Here is a 17,659-nt window from a genome sequence, read left to right as displayed (position 1 = left end):
ACGAATTACCGAAGGAGCTATGACATGAAGGTTTATTACGACAAGGACGCGGATCTGAGCCTGATCAAGGGCAAGACGGTCGCCATCATCGGCTACGGCTCGCAAGGCCATGCCCACGCACAGAACCTGAACGACAGCGGCGTCAAGGTCGTGGTGGGCCTGCGCAAGGGCGGGGCTTCGTGGCCCAAGGTCGAGAAGGCGGGCCTCAAGGTCGCCGAAGTGGCGGACGCCGTGAAGGCGGCCGACGTGGTCATGATCCTGCTGCCCGACGAGCAGATCGCCAACGTCTACAAGAATGACGTGGCCCCGAACATCAAGGAAGGCGCCTCGCTCGTCTTCGCGCACGGTTTCAACGTGCATTACGGCTTCGTGCAGCCGCGCGCCGACCTCGACGTCTGGATGGTCGCGCCGAAGGCCCCGGGCCACACGGTTCGCAGCACCTACACGCAAGGCGGCGGCGTGCCCCACCTCGTGGCCGTGCACCAGGACAAGACCGGCAAGGCGCGTGACCTCGCGCTGAGCTACGCCACCGCCAACGGCGGCGGCAAGGCCGGCATCATCGAGACCAACTTCCGCGAAGAGACCGAAACCGACCTGTTCGGCGAACAAGCGGTTCTGTGCGGCGGTACCGTCGAGTTGATCAAGGCCGGTTTCGAAACGCTGGTGGAAGCCGGCTACGCGCCCGAAATGGCGTACTTCGAATGCCTGCACGAGCTCAAGCTGATCGTCGACCTGATCTATGAAGGCGGCATCGCCAACATGAACTACTCGATCTCGAACAACGCCGAATACGGCGAGTACGTGACCGGCCCGCGCATCGTGACCGAAGAAACCAAGAAGGTCATGAAGCAGGTGCTGAAGGACATCCAGACCGGCGAATACGCCAAGAGCTTCGTGCTGGAAAACGCCGGTGGCGCGCCGACGCTGATCAGCCGCCGCCGTCTGAACGCCGAGCATCAGATCGAAGTCGTCGGCGAAAAGCTGCGCGCGATGATGCCGTGGATCAAGAAGAACAAGCTGGTCGACCAGACCCGTAACTGATCTTCTGGCTACCGAGTCGAGGCCACCCGTGCGGGTGGCCTTTTTCTTTCCGGGCGCGCAGGGCGCCTGAACTACACTGCCGACGATGCGAACACCACTCCGTTTTGCTATGAATTTGATAGCTGCCTGCGTTTATTCCGCGGGCGCTGGAGGCATATTTCATGCATGACGACATGCTGCCCGACGAAGTCGCGCCACGCAAGCGCCGCAAGGGCATCTACATCCTGCCCAACCTGTTCACGCTGGCAGCGCTGTTCGGCGGCTTCTATTCGGTCGTGATGGCGATGAACGCGCGCTTCGACCTGGCGGCGCTCGGCGTGTTCGCTGCGATGATCCTTGACAGCCTCGATGGCCGCGTCGCCCGCATGACCAACACGCAGAGCGCGTTCGGCGAGCAGATGGATTCGCTGTCGGACATGGTGTCGTTCGGCGCTGCGCCGGCACTGATCGCCTACGAGTGGTCGCTCAAAGGGCTTGGGCGCTGGGGCTGGATCGCGGCGTTCGTGTACTGCGCCTGCGCTGCGCTGCGGCTCGCGCGCTTCAACGTCAATACCGGGGTGGTCGACAAGCGCTGGTTCCAGGGGCTGCCGTCGCCTGCCGCGGCGGCACTGGTGGCGGGCTTCATCTGGCTCATGACGGAGTGGGGCAAGCGCGGCGGCGAAGTGCTGTACCTGTCGTGGAACCAGATCACCTGGATCACGTTTGCCTTCACGCTGTATGCGGGCCTGTCGATGGTGACCAACGCGCCGTTCTACAGCTTCAAGGACATCCAGATGAAAAAGAGCGTGCCGTTCGTCGTGATCGTGCTGATCGCGCTGGGCATTGCCGTGATCAACATCCATCCGCCGACCGTGCTGTTCGGCGTGTTCGTGGCCTATGGCCTCAGTGGCTATGTCGTCTACGCCTGGCGCAAGGCCAAGGGTCAGCAGGCGAGCGTGATCAGTGTGTCCACCGAAGAGCCCGACGAACGCGGGCTGCACAACTGAGCGATTTTTCGTCTACACTCTGCCTTCTCATGCAAAAGATTTCGCTGGCCCTACTACTCATCCCCTTCGGGCGGAGACGGTAGCGCACGCGCAAACCTTTTCACACGGCCCGTTCGCACCAGCAACGGGCCGTTTTGTTTGGGGTTGCTGGTTCACCTCCCAACCTCACCGAGAAATCACATGTTGAAGCAACCGCAAGCCAAGTACCGTGCCTTTGCACCCATCGGCCTCAAGGATCGCACCTGGCCCGACGCCGTGCTGACGAAGGCGCCGATCTGGCTGTCGACGGATCTGCGCGACGGTAATCAGGCACTGGTCGAGCCGATGGACATCGCACGCAAGATGCGCATGTTCGAGACGCTCGTGGCCATCGGTTTCAAGGAAATCGAAGTCGGCTTCCCTTCGGCCTCGCAGACCGAGTTCGACTTCGTGCGCAAGCTCATCGAGGAAGACCGCATCCCCGACGATGTGACGATCCAGGTGCTGACGCAGGCGCGCGACCACCTCATCACGCGCACGTTCGAGGCGCTGCAGGGCGCGCCGCGCGCGATCGTGCATCTGTACAACGCGGTTGCCCCGGTCATGCGCCGCGTGGTGCTCGGCATGGACGAAGACCAGATCGTCGAACTCGCCACCACGCACGCGGCGATGTTCAAGGACTGCGCCGCGCAGCAACCGGCCACGCAGTGGACGTTCCAGTATTCGCCCGAAATGTTCTCGGGCACCGACCTCGCGTTCTCGAAGCGTGTGGTGGATGCGGTGACCGCGGTCTGGGCGCCCACGCCGCAGCACAAGTGCATCGTCAACCTGCCGTCCACCGTCGAGCATTCGACGCCGAACATCTTCGCCGACATGATCGAGTGGATGCACCGCAATCTGGCGCGGCGCGACTCGATCGTGCTGTCGGTGCATCCGCACAACGATCGCGGCACCGGCACCGCCGCAGGTGAGTTCGCACTGATGGCCGGCGCGGATCGCATCGAGGGTTGCCTGTTCGGCAACGGCGAGCGCACCGGCAACCTCGACCTCGTCAACGTTGCGCTCAATCTGTACACGCAGGGCGTCTCGCCTGAACTCGATTTCTCGCACATCGACGACATCCGCGCCACGGTCGAGCATTGCAACCAGATTCCCGTGCATCCCCGCCATCCCTATGTGGGCGATCTGGTCTACACCTCGTTCTCGGGCTCGCATCAGGACGCGATCAAGAAGGCCTTCTCGGCGCGCAAGGACGGCGATATCTGGGACATGCCGTACTTGCCGATCGACCCCAAGGACGTGGGCCGCAGCTACGAGGCCGTGATTCGCGTCAACAGCCAGTCTGGCAAGGGTGGCATGGCCTACCTGCTCGAAAGCGAGTACGGGCTCGAGATGCCGCGCCGCCTGCAGATGGAGTTCATGCAGACCGTCCAGCGCGTGATGGACGTGGCCGGCAAGGAATTGAGCGCGGCCGACCTCTACGCCCTGTTCGAGCGCGAGTACGGATTGAAGGCCGTCCATGCCCTGCAGCACCGCATGCTCGAAGAGCAGGGGGAGGGCGCCAGCGCCTCGGTGCTCTTGCGCGGCGACCTGCCGTGGGACGGCGGGATTCGGCCGATCGAAGGGCGCGGCAACGGCCCGATCGATGCTTTCATCCATGCACTGACCGACGCGACCGGCCATACCGTGCGCGTGATCGACTACCACCAGCATGCGATCGGCGCGGGCGCCGACGCGCAGGCGGTGGCCTATCTCGAACTGCGGGTCGACGAGTCGCAGACGCTGTTCGGCGTCGGCATTGACGCCGACATCATTTCGGCTTCGCTCAAGGCCATCGTTTCGGGCCTGGAGCGCGCGCGGGGACAAGGCGCCCGCAGCGCACAATCGATGGCTGAGCCGGCCTGACGCGCAGACCGCAACGCCACAAAGACGGAGATCCACGATGACCGACCAACTGATCATTTTCGACACGACCCTGCGCGACGGCGAGCAATCGCCCGGCGCTTCGATGACCCGCGACGAGAAGCTGCGCATCGCCAAGCAACTGGAACGGCTCAAGGTCGATGTGATCGAGGCCGGTTTCCCGGCAAGCTCCAATGGCGACTTCGAAGCGGTGAAGGCGATCGCCAACGCGATCAAGGATTCGACCGTGTGCGGCCTCTCGCGCGCCAACGACCGCGACATTTCGCGCGCGGCCGAGGCGCTCAAGGGTGCTGCGCGTGGGCGCATCCACACCTTCATTGCAACCTCGCCGCTGCACATGGAGAAGAAGCTGCGCATGAGCCCGGACGAGGTGTTCGAACAGGCCAAGCTGGCGGTGCGCTTCGCGCGCAACCAGATCGGCGATGTCGAATTCAGCCCCGAAGACGGCTACCGCAGCGACATGGACTTTTTGTGCCGCGTGCTCGAGGCCGTGATCGCCGAGGGCGCCACCACCATCAACGTGCCCGACACCGTGGGTTATGCGATCCCCGAGCTCTATGGCACCTTCATCAAGACGCTGCGCGAACGCATTCCGAACAGCGACAAGGCGATCTGGTCGGTGCATTGCCACAACGACCTCGGCATGGCGGTGGCCAACTCGCTGGCCGGCGTGAAGATCGGCGGCGCGCGCCAGGTCGAGTGCACGATCAACGGCCTCGGCGAGCGCGCGGGCAACTGTTCGCTCGAAGAGATCGTGATGGCCGTGAAGACCCGCAAGGACTACTTCGGCCTGACGATGAACATCGATACCCAGCACATCCTTGCGGCCAGCCGCATGGTGAGCCAGACAACCGGCTTCGTGGTGCAGCCGAACAAGGCCGTGGTCGGTGCCAATGCCTTTGCGCATGCCTCGGGCATTCACCAGGATGGCGTGCTCAAGGCGCGCGACACCTACGAAATCATGCGGGCCGAAGACGTGGGCTGGAGCCACAACAAGATCGTGCTCGGCAAGCTCAGCGGCCGCAACGCCTTCAAGCAGCGCCTGCAGGATCTGGGTGTGAGCATGGAGAGCGAGACCGACGTCAACACGGCCTTCGCGCGGTTCAAGGAACTGGCCGACCGCAAGAGTGAGATTTTCGACGAAGACATCCTCGCGCTTGTCAGCGACGAAGACGGCTCCCACGTTGGTGAGCAGTTTGCATTTGTGTCCCTGTCCCAGCACAGCGAAACCGGCGAGCGCCCCCATGCGCGGGTGGTGTTCCTGGCGCACGGGACGGAAGTCACGGGCGAGTCCGATGGCAATGGTCCGGTTGATGCTTCACTCAAGGCGATCGAGTCGCACGTGAAAAGCGGGGCAGAAATGGTGCTTTATTCCGTGAATGCGATCAGCGGATCGACAGAAAGTCAAGGCGAAGTGACGGTACGGTTGCAAAATGCAGGACGAGTGGTCAACGGCGTCGGCGCCGACCCCGATATCGTGGTTGCGTCGGCCAAAGCATATCTGAGTGCTCTCAACAAGTTACAGAGCCAAGCTGAGAGAATCGCGGCCCAAGGCTAGGTTTTCATGCGTTCTTTTGTTTTAGATTGAAGAAGAGGACGCAAGTAACTGATATTGCGTGTTTTTTTGTATTTCGATAAACTACAGTTCTCATTCGTCGCCGCTGGAGAGTTTTTAATGCCCGAAGCCCGTCTTCATCGAGTTTCCCGCCAGCGGCTCCTACCCGCGTTTCGTCTGATCGCCGTCGCGCTGTGCGCCACGGCGTTTTTCTTGCCGGCAGCGCAAGCCGCCAAGAAGCAGGCACCGGCCGCCAAGAAATCCCAGGCCGCCGCACCCGTCAAGCAGAAAGCCGGCGCCGGCAAGAGCGCGGCAACCAGCAAGGCCGCGAGTGGCGCTGCCAGTGCCCGCATGGCCAAGGCAGACCGCGGCGACAAGGCCGACAGGTCGGTGCGCGGTGGCCGCAACGTGGTGGCCACGATCCGCACGCGCAACGGCAAGACGGTCGTTGCGGTGCAACGTCATTCGGTGGTGCGTGTGGTCGAAGCCGCTCCGCCGCGGTTGTCGTATGGCCAGATCGCCGGCCTGCACGGCGCCGACGACGCGCTGGATCTCAAGTCCAGCGTGGCCCTCGTGATCGACCAGGACACCCGCGAAGTGTTGTTCAGTAAGAACGACCACGCCGTGCTGCCGATCGCCTCCATCACCAAGCTCATGACCGGCCTGCTCGTCAGCGAAGCCCGTTTGCCGATGGACGAGCCCATCACCATCACCCAGGACGACGTCGACACCGAAAAGGGCAGCCGTTCGCGCCTGCGGGTCGGCACCACGCTGTCACGCGGCGAGCTGCTGCACCTGGCGCTGATGTCGAGCGAGAACCGCGCGGCCCATGCACTCGGCCGCACCTATCCGGGCGGGCTCGTCACCTTCGTGAGCATGATGAATGCCAAGGCCAAGCTGATCGGCATGAAGGACACCCGCTACGTCGAGCCGACCGGCTTGTCGAGCCTCAACCAGTCGAGTGCGCAGGATCTGGCGCTGCTGGTCAATGTCGCATCGAGCGACGCCACGGTGCGCCAGCTGTCGACCTCGCCTGACTACCAGGTCGAAGTCGGCAACCGCATGCTGCAGTTCAACACCACCAACCGGCTGGTGAAGAGCCCTGACTGGGAAATCGGCCTGCAAAAGACGGGCTACATCTCCGAGGCGGGCCAGTGCCTTGTGATGCAGACCAAGATCGCCGGGCGCAAGCTCATCATGGTGTTCCTCGATTCGGCCGGCAAGCTGAGCCGCATCGGCGATGCCGAGCGCGTGCGCCGCTGGGTCGAAGCAACCCAGGTGATGTCCCCGGCTGCAGCCCATCACCCGCAGAGCGTGACGGTCGGCGTTGCCGGCTGATATCGAAACAGTCTCTGGCGCGGGCTAGGCTACTAGCTAGGTCAGGGCGGCCAGGCCGTCAGGCTGGCGCGTTGGTGTGGTGGCCGAGCGCGCCTGAAATCTCGTTGGCCGTGGCCTGAAGCTTCGGCAGCCAGCCATCGTCCAGCCGGTCTGCTGGCGCCGAAATCGACAACCCTGCAATCAGCTTGCCCTGGTCGTCGTAAATGCCGGCGGCCATGCAGCGCACGCCCAGTTCCAGTTCTTCGTTGTCGCGTGCGATGCCGTACTGGCGCGCCTTGGACAACTCGCGCTCCAGTGCCGGCAACTGCGTGATACTGTTGCGCGTATGGCCGGCCAGCCCGGTGCGCGTGGCATAGCTGCGCACGCGCTGCGGGTCGTCGGCCGCGAGGAAAAGCTTGCCGGTGGAGGTGAGGTGCAGCGGTGCCCGCCCGCCGATGGCCCGTACCACCTGCATGCCGGAGCGCTCGCTGTAGGCGCGCTCGATGTAGACGATTTCGTCGCCTTGCCGCATGCTGAGGTTGACCGGCTGCTGCGTGAGCTTGTGCAGCTCGCGCATCGGCGTGAGCGCCGCGTCGCGCACGTTCAGCCGGCCCTTGACCAGATTGCCCAGTTCGAGCAGCCGCATGCCAAGCCGGTAGCTGCCGGCCTCGGGGCGGTCGACGAAACGGCCAACGGCCAGATCGTTCAGGATGCGGTGCGTGGTCGACGGGTGCAACCCCGTCTTCTCGCTGATTTCCTTGAGCGAAATCGCCTCCTCGCGCGAGGCCAGCACGTCGATCAGCGAAAACATGCGTTCGATCACCTGGATGACAGGCGTCGCAGGAACGTCGGATTGGGGTTTTCTCATGGACGGCAGGCGAGTTGAGCACCTGCCATTTTACGTTGTGAAATCGTTGTGCGCTTGCCAGCGCCCGTCGACGAGTACTTCATGCGGCGTGTAACGCGCCTTGTAGTTCATCTTGGCGCTGCCTTTGATCCAGTAGCCAAGGTAGACATGCGGCAGCCCCAGCGTGCGCGCCTGCGCGATCTGCCACAGCACGCCATAGTTGCCATAGCCGGCGCCTGCATCGGGTTCGTAGAACGTGTAGACGGCCGACAGCCCGTCGTTCAGCACATCCAGGATCGACACCATCTTGAGCGCACCCGGACTGCCGTCCGGCAGCGTCTCGCGAAACTCGACGAGGCGCGAATTGACCCGGCTTTGCAGCAGGAACTGCGTGTACTGGTCGATGCTGTCGTGATCCATCCCGCCGCCTGCGTGCCGGCCGTTCTGGTAGCGCAGATAGAGCTGGTAATGCTCGGGCACGAAGCACAGCTTGAGCACGCGCGCCTGCAGGTTGCCATGTTTGGCCATCGCCCGGCGCTGGCTTCGCGTCGGCACGAACTCGTCGACCCGCACCCGCAGCGGCACGCAGGCGTGGCAGCCGTCGCAGTAGGGGCGGTAGGTGAACATGCCGCTGCGCCGGAAGCCGGCCAGCACCAGGTCGGAGTACGCGTCGTTGTGAATCAGGTGGCTCGGCGTCGCGACCTGGGAGCGCGCCTGCCGATCCGGCAGGTAGCTGCACGGGTAGGGCGCCGTTGCATAGAACTGCAGCGTGTGGAGCGGGAGATCCTTGAGGTGCGTCACGTCGGTTCGGAGGTTCGCGCGGACAGGAGTTCGGCCCAGTATACGGGCGCGAATTGCCATGCGGGGCCGGGTTGTGCGCGGGCGCGTGTCACGTGCGCCACGAAGTCCGCGCGCCGCATTTCCTGCGCGCCGAGGCTGGCCAGATGGGCGGTGTTCTGCTGGCAGTCGATCATCGGCATCCCGTGGTGCCGGCAGAAGCTCACCAGCCCGGCCAGCGCGATCTTGGACGCGTCGGGCCGCCGCGTGAACATCGATTCGCCAAACACTGCGCGGCCGATCGAGACGCAGTACAAACCGCCCGCCATCTTGCCGTCGATCCAGGTCTCGACGCTGTGCGCATGGCCGGCTTGGTGCAGCGCGATGTAGGCATCGACCATTTCCGGCACGATCCAGGTGCCCGACTGGCCGGCGCGCGGTGCCGCGGCACAGGCCCGGATCACGGCTTCGAAGTCGTGGTCGAAGCGCAGCTCGCAGCCGGCGGCCTGGCGGAAATGCTCGAGCGTCTTGCGCAGCGAGCGGTGCAGCCGAAAGCGCGCCACGTCGAGCACCATGCGTGGGTCGGGGCTCCACCAGAGAATCGGCTGGTTGTCGCTGAACCAGGGAAAGATCGCGTTGCCATAGGCTTCCAGCAAGCGCTCGACGCTGAGTTCGCCGCCCGCCGCCAGCAGGCCGGGCACCGGCGCATCGGGCCCCCAGGCGGAGGCTGCGTCAGGAAGGGGTTCGCCAGCGGCGAGCCAGGGGATTTGCATGCTGCAGGTATACACGCGTTTGCGTCTGCACTGCTGCGCCCGGCATCGGCGGGCGGCCCTGTTCAGAACGATTCGAGCGGCAGCCCAACGTAGTTCTCGGCCAGCGAAGTGGAAGCGGCGCGCGAGTTCACAAGGTAGTCGAGCTCGGCTTCCTGAATCTTCTGGCCAAACTCGCCGTTGTCCGGAAAGCGGTGCATCAGCGAAGTGAACCACCACGAGAAGCGCTCGGCCTTCCACACCCGGCGCAGGCACAGCTCCGAATAGCGGTCGAGCGCCGACGCGCTGTGCTCGCGGTAGAAGATTTCGAGTGCCCGCGACAGGTAGCCGACGTCGGCCGTTGCCAGGTTGAGCCCCTTGGCACCGGTCGGCGGCACGATGTGGGCGGCGTCGCCGGCCAGCAGCAAGCTGCCGAAGCGCATCGGCTCGGCCACGAAGCTGCGCAGCGGCGCGATGCTTTTCTCGAGCGAAGGGCCGGTGACGAGATGCTCGCGCGCTTCGGGGTCGAGGCGGTTGCGCAATTCGTTCCAGAACGCGTCGTCACTCCAGTTCTCGACACGCTCTTCGGTTCCCACCTGGACGTAGTAGCGGCTGCGCGTTGCGCTGCGCATGCTGCACAGGGCAAAGCCACGCGGCGTGTTGGCATAAATGAGTTCGTGCGACAGCGGCGGCACATCGGCCAGCACGCCGAGCCAGCCGAACGGGTAGACCTTTTCATAGAGGTGCAGCGCATCGGCCGGCACGCTCGCGCGGCTGATGCCGTGGTAGCCGTCGCAGCCGGCGATGAAGTCGCAGGCGATCTCGTGGGTGGCGCCGTCCTTCTGGTAGCGCACGCGCGGGCTTGCCGTGTCGAAATCGTGCAGGCTGACCGGCGCGGCGTTGTAGATGGTCGTGAGGCCGGCCGCCGCGCGTGCGTCCATCAGGTCGTGCGTCACCTCGGTCTGGCCGTAGACGGTCACCTGCTTGCCGCCGGTGAGTCCGTTCAGGTCGATGCGATGGCGCGCGCCCTTGAACAGCAGCTCGATGCCGTCGTGCGGCAGCCCTTCGGCCCGGGCACGCTTGTCGACGCCGGCCTGCTTGAGCAGATCCATCGTTACCTGCTCGAGCACGCCGGCGCGGATGCGGCCCAGCACATAGTCGCCGCTCTGGCGTTCGACGACGATGTTTTCGATGCCTGCGCAGTGCAGCAACTGGCCGAGCAGCAGGCCGGAAGGGCCCCCGCCGACGATGACGACTTGTGTTCTCACGGATGTCTCCTGGTGAGCCACGAGCGTAGGCGGCCTGCCTGCAGCATGGAAGGTGCACAGTCGCGGCATTGTGCGATCATGGAAGCACTTGCGCGATGATCGCGCAGCATGTCTGCCTCAGCATTCCCATGACCATCGCCAAACCCGACTTCATCGAAGGCATCGCCAAAGGCATGGCCGTGCTCGAAAGCTTCGACACCGAGCGCCAGCGCCTCAATGCAACGCTGGCGGCGGAGCGCGCCGGCCTCACGCGCGCAGCCGCGCGCCGGCACCTGCTCACGCTCGCGCACCTGGGCTACCTGGAGACCGACGGCAGCTATTTCTGGATGGCGCCGAAGGTGCTGCGCTTCTCGGGCAGCTACCTCGCATCGTCGCGCCTGCCGCGTGCATTGCAGCCCACGCTGAACCGCCTGGCCGCACAGACGCAGGAGTCGTTCTCCGCCGTGGTGCTCGACGGCGAGGAGGTGGTGATCATTGCGCGCAGCGGAAGCTACGGCGCGCCCACGCGTGTGCTGGCCTACGGCCTACACCTCGGCGCGCGCCTGCCCGCGCACGCCACGTCGACCGGCCGCGTGCTGCTCGCCGCGCTGAGCGCGGCCGAACTCAATACATGGCTCAAGGGGCGCTTGTTGCCGCGACTCACGCCGCACACCCTCACGCAGGCGAAGGCCCTGCGCCAACGCATCGCGCAGGTTCGGGCCGACGACTACTGCATCGCCACCGAAGAACACGAGCTCGGCGTGCAGGCACTGGCTGTGCCGCTGCGCAACATGCAGGGCCGGACGGTGGCCGCACTCAACGTCGTGCTGTCAGGCGGGCCGCGGCCGGTGCAGCAACTGGAGCGCGATCTGCTGCCGCTGCTGTTCGAGGCCGCACGCGAAGTTCGCGCGTTGTTGTGAGGGCTGGAACGGGCGCCAAAAACCACGCTATAATTTGAGGCTTCACATATTCCTCGATAGCTCAGTTGGTAGAGCGCCGGACTGTTAATCCGTAGGTCCCTGGTTCGAGCCCAGGTCGAGGAGCCAGACATGGCCCACAAAGCCAAAAGAAAAGCCTGCTACTTCATCGGTAGCAGGCTTTTTCTTTTGGCATTCGCGACCAGCTCGTCCATGCGATTGCTGGGATGCGGTGGCAGCCTCTCGAGGACGTCCTGGAGGTAGCCGCATGGGTCTGGCCGTGCAACTTGTCAGAGTGCGCCAAGCTCATGACGAGGGCAGCGCGCCGGGAATCTCATGATTGCGTGGCGCGACACCGGAGGCGCTACCGATCAGAATTTCTTGAAGCATGACACCCCAGCAACAGCCTTCAGGACTTTGCAGCTCAGTAGTTTCGTCGACCCGCGCGAGTCGTTGTTGATCTGAACGGCAAACGATTCGCCAGTGCGAGGGCCATGAACGACATACATAGGCGCTTTGCATTCATCGTGTCTTTCAGCACCCGCTGTAGTTCTTCCGCCCGCTCGCGGTGATTGTGTATGTGCCTCCTCGAGGGCCGGTGTAACAAATCTGCCCACCATTGGAGCGCGGTGTTGGCTTTGTAGCCTGATATGCGGAGAGCGCTTGAGAGGTCGTCCGATCCATAGCCTGTTGAGGGGGCGTGCCTGCATGCCCTGCAGTGGGCTCACGCCGCGCGCCGGAGGCAGCCTTGAGGCATTCCAGGCGTCTGCTGGCTGGCTCCATCGCGTTGCATGCCTCAAGAAGCACTGCAGGAGTCTGGGCATGGCAGAGAACAGTGAGCACAAGGCAACTTGCCCCTCCAGCTACTCGCGCGAATGCCCGCCCCTGGAACCCGCCGGAACTTGTGTCGGTCGTCATGTACTTTCCTTCCAATGAGGCGCCCCGCCTGAAACGTGGCCCTGCCGATGCCCCTCCCGGTTGGTTCAGTTGCAGACGTATTGCCCGTTTCGGTTGGTGCCACAGCGTTGCTGAGGCGCCTGGTAGCTGGGTTGCCGGTATGGATCAACGGTGCCAACGTGGCCGGTGTACGGGTTGACGTTGCCCTGCGAGCTGTAGTTGTCCGTCTTTGTGTTGTTCGGATTGGTCGCATGGCTCGGCGCAACGTAGGTGCCGTTTTTGTTGACGTAGCCATTGCGATAGTGGTCTTGCGCGAATGTCGATGCACTCAGCAGTGCAAGTGCTATGAAAACGATCTTCTTCATGTTTTTCTCCTCGCCCATATCGGGCCGAGCCAGTTTCAGAGGGCGCCGCCCCGTCGAGCTAGGGGTATCCACCCGTCCGCTGCCAACTAGTGCCGGTTCAGCGTACTGAATGTGACTAAATGTCACCAGACCCTCTAAACTGAGCAGATGAAAGCCTTGCTGATCATCTTGTTGGCCCTGGTGGCGGGTGCCGCCCATGCCGGGACGATCTACCTATGCAAGGCCTACAACGGCTCGACTTTTTGGGCGAGCGCTCATTGCTCCAAGCACAACGCTTTGATCGATCGGATGGAAAGTGTTGCGGACGGCATCCCTTGGGATCAGCAGGTACAGCAGGCAGAGCGGGGCAGGGCAGCCCGAGCACAGGTCGCTCAAGCCCCAAACGTCGGAGAGGTTCAGCGTGTGCAACGTTGCGGGCAACTCAACGCGGAGCGTCATCAGATCGAGAGCCGCTACACCAACTGGCAGTGGCAGCCGCCAGAGGTGATCAATCCGGACCAGCAGCGGATGCGAGGTCTTCGGGCCGAGCTTTCACAGAATCGCTGCGCCTCTCAGTAGAGACTTCCACATGAAGCAGGTCATCATCATCGCGATAGTCGCCGTGTTGGCGTGGCAGGGCTACTCGCGCTATCAAGAGCGCGCTGCGAGCACCTCGAAGACTCCACGGAAGGCGTGGAGCCCCTCCGCGCAACCGAACACAGCTACAGCAGAGACATTCCGCTGCGACGGGCGCACGCACTGCTCACAGATGACATCCTGCGCAGAGGCGACTTACTTCTTAAAGAACTGCCCAGGAACGAAGATGGACGGCAACAACGACGGCGTTCCTTGTGAGCAGCAGTGGTGCCGTTAGGTACTGGCCCAGACGGGTGAGCAGAATGAGCGGTTAGCGCTGCGCCACACCACTTAACACCTATCTCAAAACTTGAGAAATATGAATCGCAAGAAGATCACAACAATCGCGGCGGGAATCTTTGTTTTCGTTGTTGGGCTTTGGCTTGCATGGCTGCTCTGGATTGCGAACCCCGTCGCAAGAATCGTGGCCTCCAAGAACGCCCCCGACACCGCAGGCACGGTATCGATTTCGAGTGAGGTGCTGGGCCAAGCTGGCGACATGTTCGGCGGCCTGAACACTCTCTTCGCCGGGTTGGCGTTTGCATTCGTCGCGCTAGCCGCTTATATCCAACGCCTCACCTTAGACTCCCAAAATGCGCAACTGAAGGCGGCGCGTGAACAACAAAAGCTTGCTGAGTTTGAGCCATTGTTCTTTCAGTTGTTGGCACTTTTTCGATCGCTTCATTCTGAAGCCAGGCTCGAATATGTTGGCGTCAGCAGCAAGTTCGGTTTGGATCACCCCAACTTCAGACTGTGTCTCGAAGAAATTGCGACGGTGGCGATAGATGGATCAGGCGTTAAGCCGGATGCCTCCAAACGCTTAACGGCCGATATGTATGGGAGTCGCGGAGCGCCAAAAGATGCGCTATGCCAACATTGCACGCGGCTTGTTGAGTGCAGACTTTCTGCTGCTGCTGCTGCTGCTGCTGCTGCTGCTGATGATCAACTGCGTCTCAAAGCCCGGGCTTGGATTTGCGCCATATGTTGAGTACTTCGGCCTCCTTAAACACGTTCGTGTGGGGACTGAGGACAACGTTGACGAGATGCTGGCCAAATTCTTTCAGCCGTTCGCCCGCATGGATCATCAGTCTAGGTTAGCGGCGTGGAATGGCAATCCACCTACGCTGCCCGCCTGACCATGGGTTGGTCATTGGTGCGTCACGCGCAAGAAGCGCAAAGGTTTGCACGGTCTATCGTCTTCGGCACCTCGGCTCCCTGATGAGACCAGGTGATACTTTTTACATGCGTGGACATGACGGCATGCTGCTGTTCGAACGTGACCGGCACCTCGACATGCGAGCCTCGCTCTTTCATGTCGAGCCGGGTGAAGCGGGGGCGTGGACTTGAACTTTCGAGGGCTCAAGTCCAAGGGCGAGGCCTACCAGCAGTCTTGGTGGTGCGTGTCGGTGACCAAGGTGGTTGTATCTGCTCCTGTGACAGACGTTGAGAACACGCGCCCTCCGTGATTTTGTTCACTACCGCTGGCCACATTGCGCCTTCGATCGGCCGAGTAAGTCGCGGCCACTTCGACAACGATCGAGGCACTATTCCCCTATTCGCGACACACCCGAAAAAGACTTCGTGGGGGGCGTATACATCTTGTGACAATGGGCCAAGTCGAAGTTCCTAGTCAGTCTCGTCTACCTTCGTCGGCAAAGCGACTCAGACCAAGCTGCGCCACAACAACAACAACGATTGGACAAACGATGCAGACGAATTTCGGTCTCAAGTTTCTGCGCTACGCAAAAAGCGTTGCGCTTGCCGGGCTCTTCTCTCTAAGTGCCTGCGGAGGAGGTGGGGGCGGTGGCATCCCCGCGGTCTTCCCCAGTCTGCCTGCTGCTCCGACCTTGCGCTCTGTGGAGGTCAGCCCGGCCAACTCGACTATCGCATCAGGCACTTCGGTTCAACTTGCGGCCACTGCGATCTATAGCGACAACACGCACGCCGATGTCACGTCGCATGTCACCTGGACTTCAGCCACTCCAACGGTGGCGACGGTAGACCAGGCCACTGCAGCAGCGCGCGGCGTCGCGCCAGGCACCGCCTTAATAAAGGCCAGTCTTGACGGCCAAAGTGGCAGCGCGAACGTGAAAGTGATCGCGGCCACAGTCGTCAGCATTTCGATCACGCCCGCCACATCCGACATCGTCGTAGGCACCACTGCAGCGTTCATCGCAACCGCGACGTTCACCGACAATTCCACGCAGAACATCACCAACGACATCGTCTGGACCTCCTCCAGTCCTGTGGTTGCAGCGCTAAGTGCATCCGGAATTGCGTCAGGCATTGCGCCCGGCAAAGTCACCGTGACGGCGACCTGTGCTGCGGTAAGTCTGTGTCCGGCGGCGCAAACCGCCACCGCGACGCTGAACGTGAGCGCAGCAACCCTGCTGTCGATCGCGCTGACCCCTGCGACTCCCAGCATCGCGCTTGGCACCACACAACAGTTTTCAGCCGTTGGCATGTACAACAACCAGACGACACAGGATCTCACGACGCAAGTGGGCTGGATGTCCGGCACCCCTTCGGTCGCAAGCGTCGATATCCTTGGCGTGGCGACTTCAGTTAGCGCAGGTTCGACGAATATCACTGCCAGCTTTGGCTCGGTGACATCCACTGCAGTTGCATTGAACGTCACCCCGGCGACGCTGGTTTCCATGGTTGTCACGCCGGCTACGGCCACAGTCTTGAGCGGTAGTACTCGGCAATTCACTGTCACCGGGACGTACACGGACGGGTCAACGCAAGACATCACCTTGACCGCGACTTGGGCGTCTGCCCAGCCCGCTGTGGCGACCATAAGCAATGCTTCGGGCACAAACGGCCTGGCCATGGGCGTTGCAGCAATCGGCAGCACGACAATCACCGCCAGTGTCGGAACCGTGAGCGCGGATGCGACGCTGCAGATTCAGCAGCAGGCGGTTTTCAGTGTTGCAGGCGCTACTACTTGGACGGTTCCTGCCGGAGTCACGTCCGTGCGTATCGAGGCAACCGGCGCTGGCGGTGGTGGTGGCACCTTCGCAGGGGGCAATGGAGGGCGGGTGACAACAACTCTCATCGTCAACAGCGGCGACCTGTTGAACCTGTTTGTTGGCGGCGGCGGTGCTGGCGGCACGTACACGGGCGGCGGCGGTGGGGCAACTAGTGTCAACGCAGGTGCAGTGAACCAGATCATCGCGGGTGCCGGCGGCGGATCTGGCTACGGCATCGGTGGGGACGGCACCGGTGGCGACGGCGGAGGCAATGGCACCGCCGCTGGCTCAAAGGGCGGTCACACATCTGGTGGACTTGGGGGAAATGGCGGTACAGGCGGAGCCGGAGGCACCACCAGGAGCGGAGCGCCCGGCACTGCAGGCGGCAATGGCAACGGCGGTGCCGGTGGCGCTGGTGGCCAACGCGATGTCGGCGGTATTGGATCAGGTACAGGCAATGGCGGCGCGGGCGGCACTTCCGCGGCGGGCGGCGGTGGCGGGGGTGGCTACGGGGGCGGCGGCGGCGGGGGCAGTGGCTCGTCCGATGACGGCGGTGGCGGCGGCGGCGGCAGCGTTGGTCCGACCGGTGCGGTGTATTCGGTGGCAGCCAACAAAGGCGCATCTCGGACCGCAGGGGGCGGCGGCTCGATCACGATCGACTATTGATCTGCTCCACCTGATGGGCACGCCTCGGACAGACACGAAACGCGGACAGAGTCGTTCCGAGGAGATCCTGGGGCGATTCGCGAGAGCAGTGCGAACGCCGTTGCCAGGACCTTTTGTCGGTTTTGTCAGTGCACCAGAGGCGTCCTTTTTGTTTTCCGTCCTGCTGGATGCTTCGCAGTGACTCGCTTCACCGCCGGCATGGAGCCACGGCGGACGAATGGAACACGGGCTTGCTCCAACATCCAGGCCTCGATCCGCTCGTGGTGCACGCGCAGCAGATCGAGCGGCCTTACCGTGCAGTGCTTCTCCGCCGTGGCTGATGGCTTGTGGCCCATGATCTGAGCCACCACGCCCGCAGGTGTCTCAAGCCCCACTCTGTGAGGCTCTTGAAAGACCTCCGCAGGCCATGAAGGGTCAGCCCGTCAGTCTTCGCCGAAGCGTTCGCTGTCTCCAGGCTTCCGGAAGGGTCTGCAAGATGCGCTTTCTTGCCTTCGATGTGCGATGCAAACACGTAGTCATTGACCCGGGGTAGGGTGCTCATCAGGTGCCACACGTAGGGCGTCAAAGGAAAGGTGCGCCCGCCTTCCACCTTGTCCCGGATCGTTATGCCGCACCAATTCAGATCGAGATCCGACCACTTGAGCGCAAGCAACTCGTCACGGCGCGACCCGATCAACAGGAGGCATTGCAGGTAGGCTGAAATCGTCGGGCTCGGTAACGCCTCGAGCCCAGGTCGCGGGCCAGACATGGCCCACAAGGCCAAAAGAAAAGCCTGCTACTTCATCTGTAGCAGGCTTTTTCATTTG

At 62.9% G+C, this 17,659-nt stretch carries 17 protein-coding genes, 1 tRNA gene and 1 pseudogene; 12 read left to right on the top strand and 7 right to left on the bottom strand.

The window, feature by feature from the left end; translation table 11 throughout:
* The first annotated feature begins 24 nt into the window (after positions 1-24).
* The 5 genes from ilvC (at position 25) to QTI05_RS20630 (ending at position 6,822) form a co-directional block, all read left to right on the top strand.
* The gene (gene ilvC, locus QTI05_RS20650) at positions 25-1,041 is read left to right on the top strand and encodes a ketol-acid reductoisomerase (protein WP_286544782.1); all 1,017 of its coding nucleotides are present in this window, start codon (positions 25-27) and stop codon (positions 1,039-1,041) included.
* A 161-nt stretch (positions 1,042-1,202) separates the two neighbouring features.
* Positions 1,203-2,027: a CDP-diacylglycerol--serine O-phosphatidyltransferase gene (pssA, locus tag QTI05_RS20645; RefSeq protein WP_286544780.1), complete on the top strand. Its 825-nt coding sequence runs from the start codon at positions 1,203-1,205 to the stop codon at positions 2,025-2,027.
* A 180-nt stretch (positions 2,028-2,207) separates the two neighbouring features.
* The gene (gene leuA / locus QTI05_RS20640; RefSeq protein WP_286620643.1) at positions 2,208-3,911 is read left to right on the top strand and encodes a 2-isopropylmalate synthase; all 1,704 of its coding nucleotides are present in this window, start codon (positions 2,208-2,210) and stop codon (positions 3,909-3,911) included.
* A gap of 37 nt (positions 3,912-3,948) precedes the next feature.
* Complete coding sequence (locus QTI05_RS20635) at positions 3,949-5,487, top strand: 2-isopropylmalate synthase (protein WP_286544769.1); 1,539 nt, start codon at positions 3,949-3,951, stop codon at positions 5,485-5,487.
* Between the two features lie 117 nt (positions 5,488-5,604).
* Positions 5,605-6,822 (top strand): serine hydrolase, encoded by a 1,218-nt coding sequence (locus QTI05_RS20630; RefSeq protein WP_286544766.1) that lies wholly within the window; start codon positions 5,605-5,607, stop codon positions 6,820-6,822.
* Between the two features lie 58 nt (positions 6,823-6,880).
* Here the strand turns inward: QTI05_RS20630 and QTI05_RS20625 are convergent, their stop codons facing one another.
* From QTI05_RS20625 to pobA, 4 genes are all read right to left on the bottom strand, one after another.
* The gene (locus tag QTI05_RS20625; protein ID WP_286544763.1) at positions 6,881-7,669 is read right to left on the bottom strand and encodes an IclR family transcriptional regulator; all 789 of its coding nucleotides are present in this window, start codon (positions 7,667-7,669) and stop codon (positions 6,881-6,883) included.
* A 30-nt stretch (positions 7,670-7,699) separates the two neighbouring features.
* Positions 7,700-8,449 carry an arginyltransferase gene (locus QTI05_RS20620; RefSeq protein WP_286544761.1) on the bottom strand — a complete coding sequence of 250 codons (750 nt, stop codon included), beginning with the start codon at positions 8,447-8,449 and terminating at the stop codon, positions 7,700-7,702.
* Complete coding sequence (gene aat, locus QTI05_RS20615) at positions 8,446-9,198, bottom strand: leucyl/phenylalanyl-tRNA--protein transferase (protein ID WP_286620642.1); 753 nt, start codon at positions 9,196-9,198, stop codon at positions 8,446-8,448. Before aat ends, QTI05_RS20620 begins: the two co-directional genes overlap by 4 nt.
* 62 nt (positions 9,199-9,260) lie before the next feature.
* A complete protein-coding gene (gene pobA, locus QTI05_RS20610; RefSeq protein ID WP_286620641.1) occupies positions 9,261-10,442 on the bottom strand; it encodes a 4-hydroxybenzoate 3-monooxygenase in 1,182 nt (393 codons plus the stop codon).
* A 128-nt stretch (positions 10,443-10,570) separates the two neighbouring features.
* Between pobA and QTI05_RS20605 the strand changes: the two genes are divergently transcribed.
* Entirely contained in the window at positions 10,571-11,341 is a 771-nt protein-coding gene (locus QTI05_RS20605) for an IclR family transcriptional regulator domain-containing protein (protein ID WP_286620640.1), read from the top strand.
* Positions 11,342-11,391: 50 nt separating this feature from the next.
* A tRNA-Asn gene (locus tag QTI05_RS20600) sits at positions 11,392-11,467 on the top strand.
* 32 nt (positions 11,468-11,499) lie between these two features.
* Here QTI05_RS20600 and QTI05_RS27880 read toward each other — a convergent pair.
* Together QTI05_RS27880 and QTI05_RS20595 are read right to left on the bottom strand one after the other, a co-directional pair.
* Positions 11,500-11,604, bottom strand: a pseudogene (locus QTI05_RS27880) (hypothetical protein); the annotation flags it as partial.
* 717 nt (positions 11,605-12,321) lie between these two features.
* Positions 12,322-12,600 (bottom strand): hypothetical protein, encoded by a 279-nt coding sequence (locus QTI05_RS20595; protein ID WP_286620639.1) that lies wholly within the window; start codon positions 12,598-12,600, stop codon positions 12,322-12,324.
* Between the two features lie 147 nt (positions 12,601-12,747).
* On the opposite strand from QTI05_RS20595, the gene QTI05_RS20590 reads away from it, so the two are divergent.
* The 5 genes from QTI05_RS20590 (at position 12,748) to QTI05_RS20575 (ending at position 16,853) form a co-directional block, all read left to right on the top strand.
* A complete protein-coding gene (locus tag QTI05_RS20590) occupies positions 12,748-13,158 on the top strand; it encodes a hypothetical protein (RefSeq protein WP_286544746.1) in 411 nt (136 codons plus the stop codon).
* A 10-nt stretch (positions 13,159-13,168) separates the two neighbouring features.
* Positions 13,169-13,453 (top strand): excalibur calcium-binding domain-containing protein, encoded by a 285-nt coding sequence (locus QTI05_RS20585; RefSeq protein ID WP_286544745.1) that lies wholly within the window; start codon positions 13,169-13,171, stop codon positions 13,451-13,453.
* 81 nt (positions 13,454-13,534) lie between these two features.
* A complete protein-coding gene (locus QTI05_RS20580; RefSeq protein WP_286620638.1) occupies positions 13,535-14,203 on the top strand; it encodes a hypothetical protein in 669 nt (222 codons plus the stop codon).
* Complete coding sequence (locus tag QTI05_RS27875) at positions 14,103-14,351, top strand: hypothetical protein (RefSeq protein WP_353505966.1); 249 nt, start codon at positions 14,103-14,105, stop codon at positions 14,349-14,351. The genes QTI05_RS20580 and QTI05_RS27875 overlap by 101 nt, the downstream gene beginning before the upstream one ends.
* Positions 14,352-14,921: 570 nt before the next feature.
* Entirely contained in the window at positions 14,922-16,853 is a 1,932-nt protein-coding gene (locus QTI05_RS20575; RefSeq protein WP_286620636.1) for an Ig-like domain-containing protein, read from the top strand.
* A gap of 289 nt (positions 16,854-17,142) precedes the next feature.
* Here QTI05_RS20575 and QTI05_RS20570 read toward each other — a convergent pair whose 3' ends face one another.
* Complete coding sequence (locus QTI05_RS20570; protein ID WP_286620634.1) at positions 17,143-17,601, bottom strand: tyrosine-type recombinase/integrase; 459 nt, start codon at positions 17,599-17,601, stop codon at positions 17,143-17,145.
* Between the last annotated feature and the right edge of the window lie 58 nt (positions 17,602-17,659).

The organism is Variovorax fucosicus, from assembly GCF_030316825.1.
Classification (GTDB): Bacteria; Pseudomonadota; Gammaproteobacteria; order Burkholderiales; family Burkholderiaceae_C; genus Variovorax; species Variovorax fucosicus.
The sequence above is the reverse complement of the archived record's forward strand: the minus strand, read 5'-3'. Positions and strand labels throughout refer to the sequence as shown.

Bases quoted from the DNA above. Each gene is read 5' to 3' on its own strand.
- QTI05_RS20635 (WP_286544769.1), top strand. From the start codon at position 3,949: ATGACCGACCAACTGATCATTTTCGACACGACCCTGCGCGACGGCGAG.
- QTI05_RS20570 (WP_286620634.1), bottom strand. From the start codon at position 17,601: ATGTCTGGCCCGCGACCTGGGCTCGAGGCGTTACCGAGCCCGACGATT.
- pssA (WP_286544780.1), top strand. From the start codon at position 1,203: ATGCATGACGACATGCTGCCCGACGAAGTCGCGCCACGCAAGCGCCGC.
- QTI05_RS20625 (WP_286544763.1), bottom strand. From the start codon at position 7,669: ATGAGAAAACCCCAATCCGACGTTCCTGCGACGCCTGTCATCCAGGTG.
- QTI05_RS20605 (WP_286620640.1), top strand. From the start codon at position 10,571: ATGACCATCGCCAAACCCGACTTCATCGAAGGCATCGCCAAAGGCATG.
- QTI05_RS20575 (WP_286620636.1), top strand. From the start codon at position 14,922: ATGCAGACGAATTTCGGTCTCAAGTTTCTGCGCTACGCAAAAAGCGTT.
- QTI05_RS20630 (WP_286544766.1), top strand. From the start codon at position 5,605: ATGCCCGAAGCCCGTCTTCATCGAGTTTCCCGCCAGCGGCTCCTACCC.
- QTI05_RS20595 (WP_286620639.1), bottom strand. From the start codon at position 12,600: ATGAAGAAGATCGTTTTCATAGCACTTGCACTGCTGAGTGCATCGACA.
- QTI05_RS20590 (WP_286544746.1), top strand. From the start codon at position 12,748: ATGAAAGCCTTGCTGATCATCTTGTTGGCCCTGGTGGCGGGTGCCGCC.
- leuA (WP_286620643.1), top strand. From the start codon at position 2,208: ATGTTGAAGCAACCGCAAGCCAAGTACCGTGCCTTTGCACCCATCGGC.
- QTI05_RS20580 (WP_286620638.1), top strand. From the start codon at position 13,535: ATGAATCGCAAGAAGATCACAACAATCGCGGCGGGAATCTTTGTTTTC.
- ilvC (WP_286544782.1), top strand. From the start codon at position 25: ATGAAGGTTTATTACGACAAGGACGCGGATCTGAGCCTGATCAAGGGC.
- aat (WP_286620642.1), bottom strand. From the start codon at position 9,198: ATGCAAATCCCCTGGCTCGCCGCTGGCGAACCCCTTCCTGACGCAGCC.
- QTI05_RS20585 (WP_286544745.1), top strand. From the start codon at position 13,169: ATGAAGCAGGTCATCATCATCGCGATAGTCGCCGTGTTGGCGTGGCAG.